The organism is Salinibacterium sp. NYA9b, assembly GCF_976973725.1.
The window spans coordinates 1,167,753-1,184,393 of sequence record NZ_OZ333476.1 but is presented as its reverse complement, the minus strand read 5'-3'; the positions used below and the strand labels follow the sequence as shown (position 1 = coordinate 1,184,393).

18 protein-coding genes are annotated in these 16,641 nt (G+C 61.5%); 5 read left to right on the top strand and 13 right to left on the bottom strand.

Features of this window, described 5'->3' with window-relative positions; all coding sequences use genetic code 11:
* Nucleotides 1-163 precede the first annotated feature (163 nt).
* Nucleotides 164-1,156: an aldo/keto reductase gene (locus tag ACWFSR_RS05580; RefSeq protein ID WP_197108749.1), complete on the bottom strand. Its 993-nt coding sequence runs from the start codon at nt 1,154-1,156 to the stop codon at nt 164-166.
* 192 nt (nt 1,157-1,348) lie between these two features.
* On the opposite strand from ACWFSR_RS05580, the gene ACWFSR_RS05575 reads away from it, so the two are divergent.
* Nucleotides 1,349-1,873, top strand: coding sequence for a YbhB/YbcL family Raf kinase inhibitor-like protein (locus tag ACWFSR_RS05575; RefSeq protein ID WP_447523283.1), 525 nt, complete (start codon nt 1,349-1,351; stop codon nt 1,871-1,873).
* Nucleotides 1,874-1,972: 99 nt separating this feature from the next.
* Here the strand turns inward: ACWFSR_RS05575 and ACWFSR_RS05570 are convergent, their stop codons facing one another.
* The gene (locus ACWFSR_RS05570) at nt 1,973-2,158 is read right to left on the bottom strand and encodes a hypothetical protein (protein WP_197108761.1); all 186 of its coding nucleotides are present in this window, start codon (nt 2,156-2,158) and stop codon (nt 1,973-1,975) included.
* A gap of 198 nt (nt 2,159-2,356) precedes the next feature.
* Entirely contained in the window at nt 2,357-4,606 is a 2,250-nt protein-coding gene (locus ACWFSR_RS05565; RefSeq protein WP_447523282.1) for a polyribonucleotide nucleotidyltransferase, read from the bottom strand.
* A gap of 320 nt (nt 4,607-4,926) precedes the next feature.
* Between ACWFSR_RS05565 and ACWFSR_RS05560 the strand changes: the two genes are divergently transcribed.
* Complete coding sequence (locus tag ACWFSR_RS05560) at nt 4,927-5,109, top strand: DUF5302 domain-containing protein (protein ID WP_197108771.1); 183 nt, start codon at nt 4,927-4,929, stop codon at nt 5,107-5,109.
* 32 nt (nt 5,110-5,141) lie between these two features.
* Here ACWFSR_RS05560 and ACWFSR_RS05555 read toward each other — a convergent pair whose 3' ends face one another.
* The gene (locus ACWFSR_RS05555; RefSeq protein WP_197108773.1) at nt 5,142-5,774 is read right to left on the bottom strand and encodes an FMN reductase; all 633 of its coding nucleotides are present in this window, start codon (nt 5,772-5,774) and stop codon (nt 5,142-5,144) included.
* Nucleotides 5,775-5,827: 53 nt separating this feature from the next.
* Entirely contained in the window at nt 5,828-6,943 is a 1,116-nt protein-coding gene (locus tag ACWFSR_RS05550) for an LLM class flavin-dependent oxidoreductase (RefSeq protein ID WP_197110617.1), read from the bottom strand.
* 207 nt (nt 6,944-7,150) lie between these two features.
* Between ACWFSR_RS05550 and ACWFSR_RS05545 the strand changes: the two genes are divergently transcribed.
* Nucleotides 7,151-8,116: an alpha/beta hydrolase gene (locus ACWFSR_RS05545; RefSeq protein ID WP_197108776.1), complete on the top strand. Its 966-nt coding sequence runs from the start codon at nt 7,151-7,153 to the stop codon at nt 8,114-8,116.
* 116 nt (nt 8,117-8,232) lie between these two features.
* A complete protein-coding gene (locus ACWFSR_RS05540) occupies nt 8,233-9,240 on the top strand; it encodes a helix-turn-helix domain-containing protein (protein WP_197108778.1) in 1,008 nt (335 codons plus the stop codon).
* A gap of 53 nt (nt 9,241-9,293) precedes the next feature.
* Here ACWFSR_RS05540 and ACWFSR_RS05535 read toward each other — a convergent pair whose 3' ends face one another.
* The 6 genes from ACWFSR_RS05535 to ACWFSR_RS05510 all read right to left on the bottom strand — a co-directional run bounded on the left by ACWFSR_RS05535 (nt 9,294) and on the right by ACWFSR_RS05510 (nt 14,482).
* Entirely contained in the window at nt 9,294-10,130 is an 837-nt protein-coding gene (locus ACWFSR_RS05535; RefSeq protein WP_447523281.1) for an anti-sigma factor, read from the bottom strand.
* On the bottom strand, nt 10,117-10,677 hold the full coding sequence (locus ACWFSR_RS05530; protein ID WP_197108782.1) for an RNA polymerase sigma factor: 561 nt from the start codon (nt 10,675-10,677) through the stop codon (nt 10,117-10,119). The genes ACWFSR_RS05535 and ACWFSR_RS05530 overlap by 14 nt, the downstream gene beginning before the upstream one ends.
* Nucleotides 10,678-10,700: 23 nt before the next feature.
* A complete protein-coding gene (locus ACWFSR_RS05525; protein WP_197108783.1) occupies nt 10,701-11,303 on the bottom strand; it encodes a class F sortase in 603 nt (200 codons plus the stop codon).
* A gap of 69 nt (nt 11,304-11,372) precedes the next feature.
* On the bottom strand, nt 11,373-12,197 hold the full coding sequence (locus tag ACWFSR_RS05520) for a DUF4397 domain-containing protein (protein ID WP_197108785.1): 825 nt from the start codon (nt 12,195-12,197) through the stop codon (nt 11,373-11,375).
* Nucleotides 12,198-12,289: 92 nt separating this feature from the next.
* The gene (locus tag ACWFSR_RS05515) at nt 12,290-13,516 is read right to left on the bottom strand and encodes a benzoate/H(+) symporter BenE family transporter (RefSeq protein ID WP_447523435.1); all 1,227 of its coding nucleotides are present in this window, start codon (nt 13,514-13,516) and stop codon (nt 12,290-12,292) included.
* A 48-nt stretch (nt 13,517-13,564) separates the two neighbouring features.
* The gene (locus ACWFSR_RS05510; protein ID WP_447523280.1) at nt 13,565-14,482 is read right to left on the bottom strand and encodes an NADP-dependent oxidoreductase; all 918 of its coding nucleotides are present in this window, start codon (nt 14,480-14,482) and stop codon (nt 13,565-13,567) included.
* 101 nt (nt 14,483-14,583) lie between these two features.
* Between ACWFSR_RS05510 and ACWFSR_RS05505 the strand changes: the two genes are divergently transcribed.
* A complete protein-coding gene (locus tag ACWFSR_RS05505; RefSeq protein ID WP_197108789.1) occupies nt 14,584-15,192 on the top strand; it encodes an HdeD family acid-resistance protein in 609 nt (202 codons plus the stop codon).
* A 211-nt stretch (nt 15,193-15,403) separates the two neighbouring features.
* On the opposite strand, the gene rpsO is transcribed toward ACWFSR_RS05505, so the two are convergent.
* Together rpsO and ACWFSR_RS05495 are read right to left on the bottom strand one after the other, a co-directional pair.
* The gene (gene rpsO, locus ACWFSR_RS05500; protein ID WP_009771894.1) at nt 15,404-15,673 is read right to left on the bottom strand and encodes a 30S ribosomal protein S15; all 270 of its coding nucleotides are present in this window, start codon (nt 15,671-15,673) and stop codon (nt 15,404-15,406) included.
* A gap of 118 nt (nt 15,674-15,791) precedes the next feature.
* On the bottom strand, nt 15,792-16,625 hold the full coding sequence (locus ACWFSR_RS05495) for a hypothetical protein (protein WP_197108791.1): 834 nt from the start codon (nt 16,623-16,625) through the stop codon (nt 15,792-15,794).
* Nucleotides 16,626-16,641 lie beyond the last annotated feature (16 nt).

Here is a 16,641-nt window from a genome sequence, read left to right as displayed (position 1 = left end):
ACAGAGGCGCACTGGTCTCCTGAGCTCGCTAGTTACGCGAAGGCGCCCGTCGCATAAAGGCGTCAGCCGTATGAAGGCGTCAGCCGTATGAAGGCGTCAGCCGTATGAAGGCGTCTGGGGCAGAACGTGCTCGTCACCGTCGCGCGCTTGTTCCTGACACGCGTTAGTAGTGAGAAACGCGGTCAAGCTCCGCTGACTGATGCCGCGTCAATTGCACCCGCGCCGCTGCAATCAGCTCGGGAACCTGTTCGGCACGGCTAGCGCTGACCACCGGCGCTACAACGCCAGGCTTGTTCAAGAGCCAGGCCAGAGCGATCGTCGCGACACTCTCATCTTGCTCTTCGGCGACTCCGTCGAGAGCATTCAGAATTTTGATGCCACGGCGACGCAAGTACTGTGCCGCGTCGTGGCCGCGCGAGTTGAGCGCAAGATCGGCACGCTGCCGATACTTGCCGCTTAAGAATCCACTGGCGAGCGCGAATCGGGGCATTACGCCAAGCCCCTGAATCGCTGCCACATGCGCGAGCCCCGTTTCGTACTCGTGACGGTGAAGAAGATTGTAGTGCGCCTGTACCGCGACCATGGGCGCAACCCCCATCTGGCCGCAGGCAATGCGCGCCTGAATGAGTCGGTTGCCCGTGTGATCGGAACCACCGAAGTAGCGAACCTTGCCCTCACCAATCAGTTCGTCAACGGCGAGCAGCGTCTCATCGAAGTCGACACTCTCGTCGTCGACGTGCAAGTACAAAAGATCAATGTGGGATGTTCCCAATCGCGCAAGCGAAGCATCCACTGAGCGCTTGATGGCGTCAGCTTCCATGCCTGGGTTGTCGCGACTCTTCCCGACCTTGGTTGCGACCACAATCTGATCGCGGTTGCGGCGGACGCGCATCCACTTTCCGATCATGAGTTCGCTGCGACCGGACGCGTAGGAGTCTGCCGTGTCGATGAAGTTGCCTCCGCCGTCGGCAAAAGCATTGAGAATCGAGGCGGTTGCGGCATCATCTGCGGTCCAGCCGAAGATGTTTCCACTGAGCGCAAGAGGGAAGACACGGAGGTCAGACGACCCGATGACCCGAGTAGAGAAATGCTGCCCGGTTACTGGACGCGCGCGAGTGGAACCCGTCAGTGATTGCGTCGGGTGCACTTGCGTCATAACGGCCTCCCACAAGGCTTTTGGTAAGAATATGTCGCCATGGGAGTGAATGGCGGGAGGACAGACAGATCGTTATTAGTCCGTGTCGAAAACCGTCATTTTCGCGTCACACACCCCTCGAAAGTGTCGTCTGCGCATCATTCTCGCCATACTGGCCACAGCGCCGTTTTTGCTATCGAGAGGACCGTCACCGTGAATGACCCCAATTGGAAACTGCCCGAAGTACCCACCTTTGAACTCGAGAGTCCCGATTTCGAAGAGGGTGGCACACTCCCCCAGTGGGCCCGTTCAGGGATTGCGAACGCCGGCGGCGAAGATCGCTCCCCCACACTGCATTGGCACGGTTTCCCCTCCGGCACCAAGAGCTTCGCACTGACGGTCTTCGACCCCGACGCCCCCACCGGCAGCGGCTGGTGGCACTGGGCCGTCTACAACATCCCGGCCTCCGTTGAGTCGTTGCCCCAAGACGCCGGCAATCCGGATGCCCAGCTCATGCCCCATGGCGCGATCACCCTTCCCAACGAACTGCGGCTCACCTCGTTTCAGGGAGCGGCCCCTCCGTCCGACCATGGGCCGCACCGCTACGTCTTTACCGTGAGCGCCCTCAACGTCGAACGTCTCGACGTGCCAGAAGGAAGCACCCCGGCCATGCTCGGCTTCGCGCTGCGCGACTTCATCGTCGCGCGCGCGCAACTGATTGGCGTCTCGAGTACCTAGAGGATAGCTAGCGCCTGAAGCGCGCAGCAGCCAGTGCAGGCACGACAAACATCCCGTATCGGAAATACGGGCAATCGGGAGAACGCGAAAGTCTCTGAGTTAGGTGTTGCGGCGGTAGTAATGCGGAACGCGTTCGTAGCCTCGGCTGCGCATCTTCGCAACAACCACGCAAACGACCACGACGAAAACAACAATGCCGAGGGCCACCCACAAATACCATGCGGTCTCTAGCCAAATGAACATGTCGCTCATGAAGGCATCAAGAGGTGTAGTGATTCGGGTCACTCCCACACAATAGCGTGATCGACCCCCCGAAGCGGCACCCCAACGAAGGGCAGACAAGGGTGACTACCCCTGTCTTGCCTGCATTCCGATCAGACAATTTTTCGGAGGTGCACGATCGCGGCGGCGAGACTCACCGTTAACGACACAGCGCCCCTTCTCGTCGAGAAGGGGCGCTGTGTGATGTACGTCTAGCGGGACTTAGCTTTCGTCAGCGGGAGCCGCTGCTTCTGCTTCAGTCTCTTCCAAGACGGGAGCGAGCGAGAGCTTGCCACGGTCATCAATCTTCGTGATCTCAACCTGAATCTTCTGGCCGACTCCGAGAACGTCTTCGACGTTCTCAACACGCTTGCCACCGGCAAGCTTGCGAACCTCAGAGATGTGCAGCAGTCCGTCCTTGCCCGGGGTGAGCGATACGAATGCACCGAAGGTAGCGATCTTGACGACCGTACCCAAGAAGCGTTCGCCAACCTCAGGGTTGAGCGGGTTCGCGATGGCGTTGACCGCCGCGCGTGCAGCCTCGGCAGAAGGACCATCGACAGCGCCGATGTAGACGGTTCCGTCATCCTCAATCGAGATGTCGGCTCCGGTGTCATCCTGGATCTGGTTGATGTTCTTGCCCTTAGGGCCAATCAGCTCACCGATCTTGTCGATCGGAATCTGAACCGAGATCACGCGAGGCGCCGTGGGGGCCATCTCGTCGGGAGCGTCGATTGCAGCGTTGATCACCGAAAGAATCGCGGTACGCGCTTCCTTAGCCTGCTTGAGCGCTCCGTCGAGAACCGACGAAGGCAAACCAGCGAGCTTGGTGTCGAGCTGGATAGCGGTGATGAATTCGCTCGTACCGGCAACCTTGAAGTCCATGTCACCGAGTGCGTCTTCAGCACCGAGGATGTCGGTGAGAGCTGCGTAGCGCGTAACGCCATCAACTTCATCCGAGATCAGGCCCATGGCGATACCGGCGACGGGTGCGCGCAGCGGCACACCAGCGTTCAGCAGCGACAGAGTCGAAGCACAAACAGAACCCATCGACGTCGAACCGTTGGAGCCGAGAGCCTCGGATACCTGGCGGATCGCGTAAGGGAAGTCTTCACGAGCAGGAAGCACCGGTGCGATAGCGCGCTCGGCAAGGAAGCCGTGCCCGATCTCGCGACGCTTCGGGCTACCAACGCGACCGGTCTCACCAGTCGAGTAGGGCGGGAAGTTGTAGTGGTGCATGTAGCGCTTCTTGGTCACTGGTGCCAGTGAATCAATCTGCTGCTCCATCTTGAGCATGTTCAGCGTGGTGACACCCAAGATCTGAGTCTCGCCGCGCTGGAAGATTGCCGAACCGTGAACGCGAGGAATGACCTCGACCTCAGCATCGAGCGCACGAATGTCGCTCAAGCCACGGCCGTCGATACGGATGCCCTCGGTGAGTACGCGGGTACGCATAACCTTCTTGCTGACGGCCTTGTACGCTCCGCCAACCATGCCGAGTACGTCTTCGCTGAGTTCTTCAACGTCAACCTTGGACTGAACCTCAGCCTTGACGCGAGCCTTGAGCTCGTCGTCAGCGGTCTGGCGCTCGATCTTGTCAGCGATCTTGTACACGTCGCGAAGCTCAGCTTCAGCGATTTCGCTGACCGCGTTGTACGCCTGGTCGGAGTACGGCGGGAAGAGCTGGAACTCGGCAACAGGCTTGGCAGCCTTGTTGGCAACCTCGAGCTGAGCCTTGACGAGCTGCTTGAGGAACGGCTTGGATGCTTCGAGGCCCTGAGCAACAACAGCCTCGTCGGGCTTCGTGGCGCCAGCCTTGATGAGCTCCCAGCTGTTCTCGGTAGCTTCTGCCTCAACCATCATGATGGCGATGTCTTCTTCACCCTGGTCGTTGGTGACCATGCGGCCAGCAACGGTGAGGTCGAAGACAGCGTCAGCAAGCTGGCTGTGCTTCGGGAAGGCAACCCACTGGTCGTTGATCAGAGCCATGCGGATGCCGGCAACCGGACCATAGAACGGAAGTCCTGAGATCTGGGTGCTGAGCGATGCGGCGTTGATCGAGAGCGCGTCGTAGAACTCGTCCGGAGCGATGCTCAGAACGGTGATGACGATCTGAACTTCGTTGCGGAGGCCCTCAACGAAGGTCGGACGCATCGGACGGTCAATGAGACGGCAGACGAGGATCGCTTCCGTGGAGGGACGACCCTCGCGACGGAAGAAGCTGCCGGGGATCTTGCCCGCTGCGTAGGAACGCTCTTCAACATCCACAGTGAGTGGGAAGAAGTCGAAGCCTTCGCGCGGGTGCTTGCCAGCGCTGGTCGCGCTCAAGATCATTGTTTCTTCGTCGAGGTACGCAGCGACGGCACCCTGTGCCTGCTGAGCGAGTCGACCGGTTTCAAAGCGCACGGTGCGCTTGCCGAACTTGCCGTTATCGAGAACGGCTTCGGCGAATGTGATTTCTGGACCCTCCATGCGGGGGTTTCTCCTTTGTTTTACGTCGCGCACCCGTGTGGTGTGCGACTCGTCAAGGAGCAGGAGCGGGCAGAAGGACGCGATGGTTCATGCGCATGCCTAGAGTGGCGGCGCATGTCTGGCCAACAGTAGAAAGCCTCCGAACGACTCGGAAAATTACCACCGGTGACCAGCTTCTTGCCAGCCTGCTCCGTGCGTTGCCCTCTAACTAGCAGGACAACTCCCATAATCGTAGCACCGGGGGCCTGTGAAGCCCCAGAGATTGGTGCGCGACACGGACCAGGCACAGATTGTCATGCAGGTGGCCTACGCTGACGAGTATGGAACCCACAGAAGAAACACCCTCTGCGAGCGAAGAAAACAAGCGCAGGTTCCGCGAGGCGCTTGATCGCAAGCAGGGCAAGCAGACCGACCGGCCGGGACACCTGGATGCTGAATCAGCTATCCAAGGCACCCACGACCGGGCCGACCACAAACGCGATTTCCGCCGCAAGACCGGGTAACTGCACCGCGACGGATTAACGCAGACACGTTGTTATTGCGCTCCGAAGCTGCCGACAGGGCTAAAGCCCTCCGGCAGCGCAAAGGGGTCAATCACGCGGTCTGAACGATCGGAGACCGCGGCGAGCGCCGCAAGTTCTCCCGCCGCACGAGTGATTCGTGCCGGAAGAGTGCTCGAGGCACTACCGGCACCACTACCCCAGTCGGCAGATGCCGCATACACGCCGGTTGGTACAGCCACGGCGTGCAGGTAGCTGAATAGCGGTCGCATCGCATAGTCGATCGCGAGTGAGTGCCGATCGGTACCGCCGGTCGCGCCCAGTAGTACCGGCAGGTCCGTGAGTGATTGCGGGTCGAGCACGTCGATGAATGACTTGAACAGCCCGCTGTAGCTCGTGGTGAAGATGGGCGTGACGGCGATGAGCCCGTCAGCGCCGGTAACTGCGGCGATTGCTTCGTCGAGCTTCGTGCTCGGAAAGCCCGTGAGCAGATTGTTTGTCACGTCGTGTGCGAGGTCGCGCAACTCGATGACGGTCACCTCGGCATCGACACCACGTTCGCGCAGGTTGTTGACGGTTGCTTCGGTGAGACGGTCGGCGAGTAGTCGGGTTGACGAGGGCTGGCTGAGGCCAGCGGCGATGACGGCAATCTTCTTGACGTCGGACATGATGAGCTTCTTTCTGTGGATCTGACGGTGTGGATGCGCGGCGGGCCGCGAAACTAGACCGTCGCGGGGGCGTCGGCTGCGGAGGCGGCGAGAGCCGCATCACGCTTGGCGACGAGAGATGCGTGGGTTGGGGCATCCGGAACCTCGGCCGGACGGTTGGTGGCAAACTCCTTGCGAAGGACGGGAACGACCTCTTCACCGAGAATGTCGAGCTGCTCGAGAACTGTCTTGAGCGGCAGGCCAGCGTGATCCATGAGGAACAGCTGACGCTGGTAATCGCCGAAGTGTTCGCGCATCCCGGCATACTTATCGATGACCTCTTGCGGGCTGCCAACGGCAAGCGGTGTCTGGTCGGTGAAGTCTTCCATTGACGGCCCGTGGCCATACACGGGAGCGTTGTCGAAGTAGGGACGGAACTCTGCCTTGGCCGCCTGCGAGTTGCTGCGCATGAAGGCCTGACCACCGAGACCAACGATGGCCTGGGCCGCGGTGCCGTGGCCGTAGTGCTCAAAACGCTGACGGTAGTAGCTCACGAGGCGCATGTAGTGCTCTTTGGGCCAGAAGATGTTGTTGGCGAAGAAGCCGTCGCCGTAGAACGCGGCTTGCTCAGCGATCTCGGGACTGCGGATCGACCCGTGCCAGACGAAGGGAGGCACGCCATCCAGCGGCCGTGGCGTCGACTGGAAGCCCTGCAGCGGTGTGCGGTACTTGCCCTCCCAGTTGACGAATTCTTCGCGCCACAGCTTGTGCAGCAGCGAATAGTTTTCGATGGCCAGCGGGATGCCCTCGCGAATGTCTTTGCCAAACCACGGGTACACCGGCCCCGTGTTGCCGCGCCCCATCATGAGGTCAGCGCGACCGTCGGAGAGGTGCTGAAGCATCGCGTAGTCTTCCGCGATCTTCACGGGGTCGTTGGTCGTGATGAGCGTCGTGCTCGTCGACAGGATGAGTTTCTCGGTCTGAGCCGCGATGTACGCCAGCGTCGTGGTGGGGCTTGAGGAGACGAACGGAGGGTTGTGGTGCTCCCCCAGCGCGAAAACATCGAGCCCGACTTCTTCCGCCTTCCTGGCGATCGTCACGATGGCCTTGATGCGCTCGCCCTCACTGGGCGTTGTGCCGTTTGTCGGGTCAGTTGTGACGTCGCTCACGGTGAAAATTCCGAACTGCATGGTGTGCTCCGGTCTCCCAAAATCTGTCTGGATGAATCAGTTATCCGGTTCAACCACGCCGTTTCCCGATAATTCCGGCCCGGTACCGCCACATGGCGGTTAAGGGACTCTGAACGTGGAATGGCTGGCGGTACTGACGCGGAGCCGCCACGCTCTAGCGTGGAGATAGGCCGTCACACTGGCGTGACGCAGACCAATGGAGGTCTCATGACTACGAACAATGTTCATTCCGCTCCCCCGTTCGATGCCGAACTGGCTGCAGTGCTGTTGATCGTGAACGAGCAGCTACCGCCCACGCTCACTCCCGCGATGATCGAGCCTTTTCGGGCCGGGCTGGCTACGCCCGTCGCCGATTTGCTCGAAGGGCGGGCGATCACTCACCGCGAAGAGACCTTCGCTGGTCCCGGTGGGGACCTGCTGGTCTCCATTTTCCACCGCAACGATCACACAGTTGCCGGGCCAGGCATCGTTCACACGCACGGCGGTGGGATGATCATTGGCGACCGCTTCAGCGGCATGGAGACAATGCTCGCCTGGGTCGAAGAATTGGATGCCGTGGTGGTGTCGGTCGAGTACCGGTTGGCTCCCGAGCATCCTGACCCTGCTCCGGTCGAGGACTGCTACGCAACTCTCGTGTGGACGGCGGAGAACGCAGCACGGCTCGGAATCGACGCGACGAAGCTCGTTATTGCTGGTGGTAGCGCTGGAGGCGGCCTTGCTGCGGGCACGACGCTCTTGGCGCGCGACCGCAAGGGACCCGCGCTTGCCGCTCAAATGCTGATCTACCCGATGCTCGATGACCGCAACGAGACGGTGTCGAGCTATCAGATCGACGGCACAGGAGTCTGGGATCGTGGTAGCAATGACACCGGCTGGGATGCCCTGCTCGGAGACCGCCGCAAGACCGATGACGTCTCGATCTATGCGGCACCCGCGCGCGCGACGGACCTCAGCAACTTGCCGCCCGCCTTTATTGACGTGGGCACCTCGGAAGTATTCCGCGACGAAGATGTCGCCTACGCCTCAACCATCTGGGCATCGGGCGGCCACTGCGAACTGCACGTCTGGCCCGGTGGCTTCCACGGTTACGACGCCATGGCTCCTTTCGCCGCCCTCTCTATCGCCACTCAAGACGCTCGCCTCAACTGGTTGCGCCGCACGCTCGGCGTGTAACGAGCCAGCAGGGTCCAGCGCCACCAGTGCCCCTGCGGTTCGAGCGCTGACTGCGACTGTTCGTTCTGGGCAGGCCGCAATAGAGTAGGGCTCGAACCACAGAGGGCGGAACGAGAATGCAAGAACTAGCCGGGCGCTTGAAAGCACTCGATCCCGAAGCCAGCGAAACCCTGCGGGTGATCTCGTACTTCGACGCGCTCACCGCAGGCCACGCGAGCGCTGAAGTTCTCTTGCGCGGCGCCAGCATGCTTGCCGGATGCCCCGCCGGGTTCACCTCGCCAGCTCTCACCCTTCGCGTTGATGAGCGCGGACGTCGCAGCCCAGAAGCGGGCACACCGGCGTTCTGGCCAACACGGGCAGTCACCGGCGGCGGCACCGTATGGATCGAACGCGACGGAAACGCCCACGTGAACGACGACATGATTCTCGAACGAGTTGCGCTCGCCCTCGGCATCCTGTTCGAACGCACTGGGCCTGCTGAGTCCGTTCACAACCCGGTCGAAACACTGCTCGATTCGACAGAGAGCGCCGAGAGCCGACAGGCCGCAGCCCACGCTCTCCATTTGGTGGCCACGACCCGCTATCGCGTGATCACTCAGCCGGCGAGCACCACGAACGCCGCGGCCGGGCCGTCTGCCGTGATCACTACCGTCGCGGGTGCTGTGCGCGCCGAGATCATACTGAGCACGGATGCCGTGGCCGCTCCGCGCGCCGGCATCGGCATCGCTGCCTCCCCTTCCGATCTCATACGTTCCTGGTTATCGGCACTCACGGCGCTGCGCCTCACTTCCGATCATGAGCCCGTGCTTTATGGCGACGATCTTGGTTCGCTGTTGTTGCTCGCCGAAATCAGTCCCGCCGGAGCTCCGGAAAATTGCGATCTGCAATCGCTCGGCGTCGTTATCCGCGAGACTCCGCGCATCCTGCCGATGCTCGACACTCTCGCTGCGAGTGAAAGTTTGCGGGCCGCCGCCGCGACGCTCGGCTTTCACCACTCGACGGTGCAGTCCCGCGCGGAGGAACTCAGCGCGAAGCTCGGCTTCGATGTGCGAACCTCGCGCGGTCGCACACGCCTCTCTGTCGCTCTTGCCCTTCACCGCTTGGAGACAGCTCGGTTCGACTGAGCTGAGCCCGAACTAAGCCGAACAGAACCGGACCAACGCTTCAGCGGCGCTCGCTACGCGTCGCTGGAGAGCTGACCTCGCACGATGGAGTCGCCGGAGTGAGCCGGGTTTCCGTCGAACTGTTCCTCCGAGATGTCCACGAGGTCATAACTCGAGATATCGAGACCGTCGGGCACCGTGAACTGACCTGACGTTCCTTCGACGATTCCGAGGCTGACGAGAGCCGTGGCATCCGTCGTGATCAACCACACTTCGCGGTAACCGCCGTCGGTCGCGGGAGCATCAAAATTGACGTCAATGACCCGCGTGCCGTCGGGCAGTTGCTCGAGCTTTGCTTCGCCGGCGGAATCTGGCCAGTCGGGAAATGCAGCGAGCGTTGCGCTCGCGAGAATGGTGGGCTGTTCAGCCGGGCGGAACGTTGACCACAGTGCGGTTCCCGCGCTCGCGACCAGGGCGACGGCGGCCGCTGCAGCAACGATGCCGATCCACGGACGGCGACGGCGCGCAGCAAGCGAGTGCACGGTGCCACTCTCCGCAGTAATCGTTGCAGCTGACTCGTCCACCGCGACGTCGTCTCGTTCGACGCGTTTTTGGGCCAGCTCATCGCTGGGCACCCTGTCGTCAGCATCGCCAATAGCGGGGGCGGATGTCGCACTAGCGTCTTCTGCTGTCAGCGCCAGTTCGTCGCTGATGCGCTCCCACACGCGCGAGGGCGGCTGAAGCAACTCACCGGCGTCGAAGGTTGAGCGACCAACCATCGCGGCGCGGGACAAAACCTCGATTTCGCGGCGGCACTGGTCGCACTCGCTGACGTGCACACTGTCTTCAGGAAGGGCAACTTGCTCACCGAGGGCGAGCAGCGCCAGGATCTCTGGATCAACGTGTCGCATAAGTCGCCTCCAATCGTGTTCGCATCCGTTGCAGACTGCGCCGGATATGGCTCTTGACCGTTCCGAGAGGTAGTTCGAGACGGTCGGCTATTTGGTTGTGGGTGAGATCGTCGAAAAATGCCAATCTCATGATCGCTTGAGCATCTGGTTCGAGACGAGAGATTTCGTCGGCGACCATGAGCGTGTCCGCTAGGTCGAAGTCTTCCACGACTGCGTCTCCCCGAGATGTTGTGGCGGCCAACTCTTCTTGGAGCCGACGAATTCGAGCCCGCGCCTCATGCGTGTCCGCAATTTTATTCTTCGTGATTCCGACAAGCCACGCGGAGAGGCTCGAACGTTCGGGCTTGAAACTTGAGCGCCCGGTCCAGGCCGAGACGAAAACCTTTTGAGTCACATCCTCCGCGTCGCCACGGTCGCCGAGCGAGCGAACAGCAAGGGTGAAGACGAGCGACGACCAACGTTTATAGACCTCGGCGAGTGCGGCTTCGTCACCAGCGATGAACGCCTGCGTCATGCGGGCTTCGTCTGCGGCTTCGTTGTCCGTCATTGCTCTCCGGTTGAGGATGTCGTTCATAGCGGGTTAGCGATCGCTACAACGTTGTCAGAATATTGCCGCACATTTTCGTCGAACTGTCCACCACAGGTGAGAAGGACGATGCGTGGCGCTCCGTCTCGATCGAACACTTGGTCGAGTGGGACCTGGGCCTTCTGAATGTTCTGAACCGATTCGAGTTGATAGCGGTGATCGACGCCATCGTCGGTTGTCACAATGATTTCCGCTTGAGCTGGCATCGATGCCAGTCGCGAAAACGGTCCAAGACCTTGAATGAAGTCGTCGACATGGGCCGTGATGACAGTAGACCCTGTGTCGCTGCTCGGAGACGAGCCGTATTGGTACCAACCCGCAACGGTGATGTTTTCGGGGATCTCCATAAAGCCGTCGGGCTGGATACCGACCGGAGCAATCGAGATGTCCACGCCCACGGAGGGAATCTGAATGCGAACCGGGGCAGCAAGCTGCTCTACCGGCGCAAGTTCGCTGGACTGGCGGGGCACATCGATCTCTGCCGTGGGCAGTGGTGCCGGCACCGGGGCGATGGATTCTGCGGGGGCTGCAGCACAGCCAGCAAGGAGAAGCGCCATGACCGCGAGGGCTAGGATTCTCGGGGCCATGACGTTCTCCTTGCTGGGGTATGTGAGTGCTGGTGTTACTGGATCGTGCTGTGGAGGTTGTGCTGGTGACTACTTCGCTGCGCGTGCGGCGGAGAGTCGAGTTGCGGCGAATCCTGCGAGAGCAAGGAGTGCTGCGAGGCCACCGAGACCGGCGACGAGGATGCCGTTGTTGTTGTCAGCGGCGAGTCCTGCGGTTCCGGCGTCTACTCCACCGGGGTTCGAGTGGAGACCGTCGATGGTCTGCACGGCGAGGGTGAGGTTGTCGTCTGCGGCGCTGCCCCAGGCGTACACGATCGTGTTGACACCTTCGGCGATTTCGACGTCGGCCGGGCCAATGACGGGGTCAGTGGTTCCGGTGAGCGCGACAGCGGCGGAGATGGTTCCGACCGCGAGGTCAGCCTTCACTTCGTCGGGGTTGCTGAGGTTGTCGAAGGCGACTGCATCGTTGGCGAGCACGTCGACAGCAGGGGCTGCCGCAGTGTGGCGAACGGTCAAGCGGCCTTCACCCGCAGCAACAGTGCTGAGGTCGTTGGTAAAGAGGCTCGCCGTGGGATCGCCAGACTCGTCGAGGTGAGCAACAGCGGTGTAGCTCGTGTTGGCTTCGAGCGTGAGGTCGATGGGGCCGATAGCGGGCTCCGAGTCGTCGGCAGCATCAGAAGCGGTGATGGCGACCGTGTACGTGTCGGCGGGGAGGTCGAGGGGGCCTGCGAGGTCACCGGGCTCGAAGTCGTCGAGGGTGAGTTCACCGTTGACGTAGACGTCTACGGTGAGTCCCGGCACAGCGTGCAGAACATACAGGTCAGCAGTGGTGTCCGAGATGGCATTGGCGGGGATAGCGACTCCTACGGCGGCAATCGCTCCGGCGGCTACACCGGCAAAAATTTTGTTTCGCACTGTTCTTGTCCTCTCATGGTCGGGCGTAAATCGCCTTACATGGAGTACTTCCGGCTGAACCCCTGTTTTGGATGCAGCAATCTCAAAAAACTTTAACGTTTCTTTTCTGGGGCGGCCCGCTCGGCGCCCTCCGGAGTTGATTCTGGGCCAGCGGGCGTGGCTGCCGGAGCAGCTTTTCGGCGCCAACCGAGCCACGCCATGATGACCGCTCCTACGATGAGCGCCCAGAACGCGGAGCCGATTCCGATCACGGTGATGCCCGACGCGGCGACGAGAAAGGTCGCTATGGCCGCGATACGGTGCTCGGGAGCATCCAGAGCCGTGCGCACCGATGTGATGAGAGCACCGATTACCGCTAGCCCCGCAATGGCAACAACGACGATCGGAGGCGCTACCGAGACGAGCGCTGTGGCGAAGCCAGCGGCCAGCCCGATCACGACGTAGGTTGCCCCTGCGGACACCGATGCGATCCACCGCCGCTTCGGGTCATCGTGCGCCTCCTCGCTTGCCGTGAGCGCTGCCGTGATGGCAGCCAAATTGAGAGCGTGGCCTCCAAAGAACGCACTCGCCGCCGATGCTGCGCCCGTGACGGTGAGCGCGGGACCCGCGGGCACCGCGTAGCCGTAGGTGCGCATCACCGTGAAGCCAGGCACATTCTGACCCGCCATCGTCACGATAAACAGTGGAATGCCGAGGCTCACGATCAGAATCGGATCAAAAATCGGAACGACGGGAGTGAGCTGCGGCACGACGGCGGCATCCCCCAATAAACTGCCCTCGGTCGTGAGCGCAATCGCGACAATCGCCGCCACGAGCGCGCCGGGCACAGCCCAGCGCGGCGCCACCCTCAACAGGATCAGCCACACCACGACCATCGGCAGCCCCAGCAACGGGTAGTCAACCGAAGCCGTGATCGGAGCAAGACAAATGGGAAACAGGATACCCGCGAGCATCGCACTCGCGATCGGCTGCGGAATGCGAGTGATGAGGCGGCCCAGTGCCGGCACGAGGCCACACACCATGATGAGCACCCCACACACAATGAACGCGCCAACAGCCGCCTGAAACTCGACATCGCCCTGCGCCGCGACGATCAGCAACGCTGCTCCCGGAGTCGACCACGCCACGGTGATCGGCATCCGGTACCGCCAGGCCATACCGATCGTGACGAGCCCCATCATCACGGTCAGAATCAGCAGACCGGATGCCGCTTGCGCGTCACTAGCACCGACCGCCTGGAGCCCAGCAACAACGAGGGTGAACGACGACGCGAAACCGGCGATGCCCGCAATGATGCCGGTGGTGAGGAGCTGGAAAATAGTGGTTGTCGCTCTCTGCGCAGGGACGGGGCTAGGCCAGGTGGTGCGCTAGAGCGCGAGAACGATCTTTCCGCGGGAGTGACCCTCGAGGAGCTTCGTGTAGGCCTCAGAAACCTGCTCAAACGGGAAGATTGAATCAATCGGCACCTGCACGGAGCCGTCAGCAACCAGCGCGGCGAGCGCCGCGAGGTCGTCGGGGGTCGCACCGGCGGCACCGATACCCGATGTGCCGTATTCGGAAATGGCGGCGTAGTCGGCGATCGTGTTAATGCGGTGAGCTGGTGCGCCAAGCGCAAGCGCAGCATCCACAGTTTCGCGGCCGTTGTTGTCGAGAGCCGCGGTGATGCCCTCGGGACTAATCTCCAGAATCCGTTCGACCATGCCCTCGCCGTAACGAACCGGATGGATGCCGAGGGAACGCAAGAACTCGTGGTTCGATTCGCTGGCGGAGCCAATGACTTTCGCACCCTTGAGCATGGCAAGCTGAGCGGCAATAACGCCGACACCGCCCGCTGCTGCGCTCACCAAGACGGTATCGGCGGGTGTCAGATCGATTGCTTCGACACTCGCCCACGCGGTGCGCCCGACAATGTCGAGGCCACCGGCCTGTTCCCAACTGAGATCGCTGGGCTTTCGGACGAGCTTGTCGGCGGGAACGACAACGAAATCAGCTTGACCGCTGAAGCCCTTGCCACCGAGAACGTCATCCCCGACGGCCCATCGATCAACTCCAGCGCCAATCTCGTCAACGATACCGGCAAAATCGTTGCCGTTGCCACTCGGAAACTGCACATCTTGAGGAGCAGCCGTTGCTGCACCCCTGAAAACCTTCGAGTCAAAGGGATTGATGCCGGCGAACTTCACCCGCACTCGCACCTCACCTTCGCCCGCATGAGGTTCAGAGACTTCGGAAATCGTGAGCACTTCAGGCCCACCGAGCTGAGAATAAGTAACACGACGCGACATGGTTCGAGCCTAATGGGTGCGTCGCAGTTGCACACCGGGGCAATCGAACTGGGAGAATGAGAGAGTAAGGCACCACTTGACAACTCTGGATAAGGACCCTCATGAGCTCGTCTGACAGCACGACACCGCCAACCACTTCGGTGAATGATCTTCTTCCCGGCTTGCTGCGCGTGCACCGTGGTCAACTCATGGCGGTCGCCGTCATCGGACTCGTCCTGGGAGTGATCGGCCTGCTGTTCCCCGGCGCCACGTTGCTCACCATCGCGGTGCTCTTCGGTATCTACCTCATTGCCTCCGGCATGTACCGCGTCACCGCAGCCTTCGTTGCCAACAACCTCGACTCCCCGATGCGCTGGACGACCGGCCTCCTGGGACTCCTCGTCGTCATTGCTGGCATCCTGTGCCTTGCCAACCCCTTCCAGTCACTCATCGCACTCGCGCTCGTCATCGGAATCGGTTGGATTCTCGAAGGGATCGTTGACCTCGTCGGCGGCGTTCGCGGCACCATCCACCCCCGCTGGTTTGGCTGGGTTAGTGGAATCGTCTCGATGGCCGCTGGTGTTGCCATGTTCGTGCTTCCCGCTGCGGGCGTTTTCTCGCTCGTCGCGATCGGCGCGATCCTCATGATCGCCGTGAGCCTCACCACCCTGCTGACGCTGCCGCGCAAGCCCAAGACCGACGCAGAAAGCGCCACAGCCACCACCGTCTAGGGAGCACTCTCGACCGAATGGGGTCGGGCTAACCGCACGGTTCGCCCGACCCCATTCCGTTTAAACGGTGCAGCTCATTACTGGCGAAACTCGCACGGGGTCCAGCCGCTACGCAGTGCAGCTCATTCGTCGGACCGCACTGCCTCTGCAGGAAACAACAAAGGCCGCCATCGCATTGCGATGACGGCCTTTGGCAAGTGTGACGAATCGACTAGCGACGCAGTCCCAGCTTCTCGATCAGCGTACGGTAACGCGTGATGTCAACGTTCTGCAGGTAACCCAGCAGACGGCGACGCTGACCAACAAGAAGAAGCAGTCCACGACGTGAGTGGTGGTCGTGCTTGTGCATCTTGAGGTGCTCCGTGAGGTCGAGGATGCGACGAGTCATCATCGCGATCTGGACCTCGGGGGATCCCGTGTCACCTGGGTGGGTTGCGTATTCTTCGATGATCGCCTTCTTGATACTTGCTTCAAGTGCCATTAGGTAATCCCCTCTCTAGTCGTTGCGCGGTGCTCATAGCTGAATGCGCGAGCTCTCTTTATCCGCGGCCGTTAGACGGCAACCTTGAAAGCTTAGCAGAATGGATGCTCCGGCAGAACTATCCCGAGAAGAGCGCAAAGACAGCGGGAATCGCGAACGCCAGCATTGTGACGGTAGCCGCGAGGGCAACCGCTGCCCCGAAGACGATCCACAGCCGCGAGCGCCGGCGGGCGGCATCCACTTCTGTTCGCAATCGTTCGAATCGTGCCGTGAGTCGAACGCTCGCACCCGTGACGGCAGGGCGAACCTGCCAGCCCGCGAGGCGGCCAGCCACCGGCACGAGAGCCGCGACTTGAGCACGCGAATACACCGCTTCATGGCGGATCAACCAGCCAGCCAGCTCGCCGAGAGCAAGCACGGGTACCGGTGCTTTCGACCGGCCACGGATGAGATCGGATGCGCCGGTGAGCGCCACGATCGGCCGCACAGCGACATCGGCCGCGCCCCGTTGCACAAACTCTTCCGACAATTGCACCGCACGAGTTGTTGCATCGCGCACGTAGGCGGCACGGTGACCATTCACCAAAATCATGCGTCCCGCAGTGACAATTCTGTCCCCCGGATGCCGTCGGCTGCACACGATAAAGGCACCGGCCGGGCCTAACACTAGGTGGTCGGCGCCCACGCTCTGATCGTGATCGTCATCGGAGTGCGCGACCATCCAATCGGATCCCAGCGCGGCAAGCGCCACTGCCGACTCCAGCTCGCCGACTCCGTGCTGGTACAGATCCTTCGCTTCCGGAGACAACGGGCTCGTTCCGCGAAGGGCCCGAAACCAGGTGCGTGGTTCATGATCAGCTTGCGCTCGGAGACATGCAGCCATCGCAGCGCCAAAGCCGCGATCGAGCGTTGGGGTCGCCGGAGCCTGGTCTTCGTGTGCTGACTCGCTCACCGGATCCCCCAACATC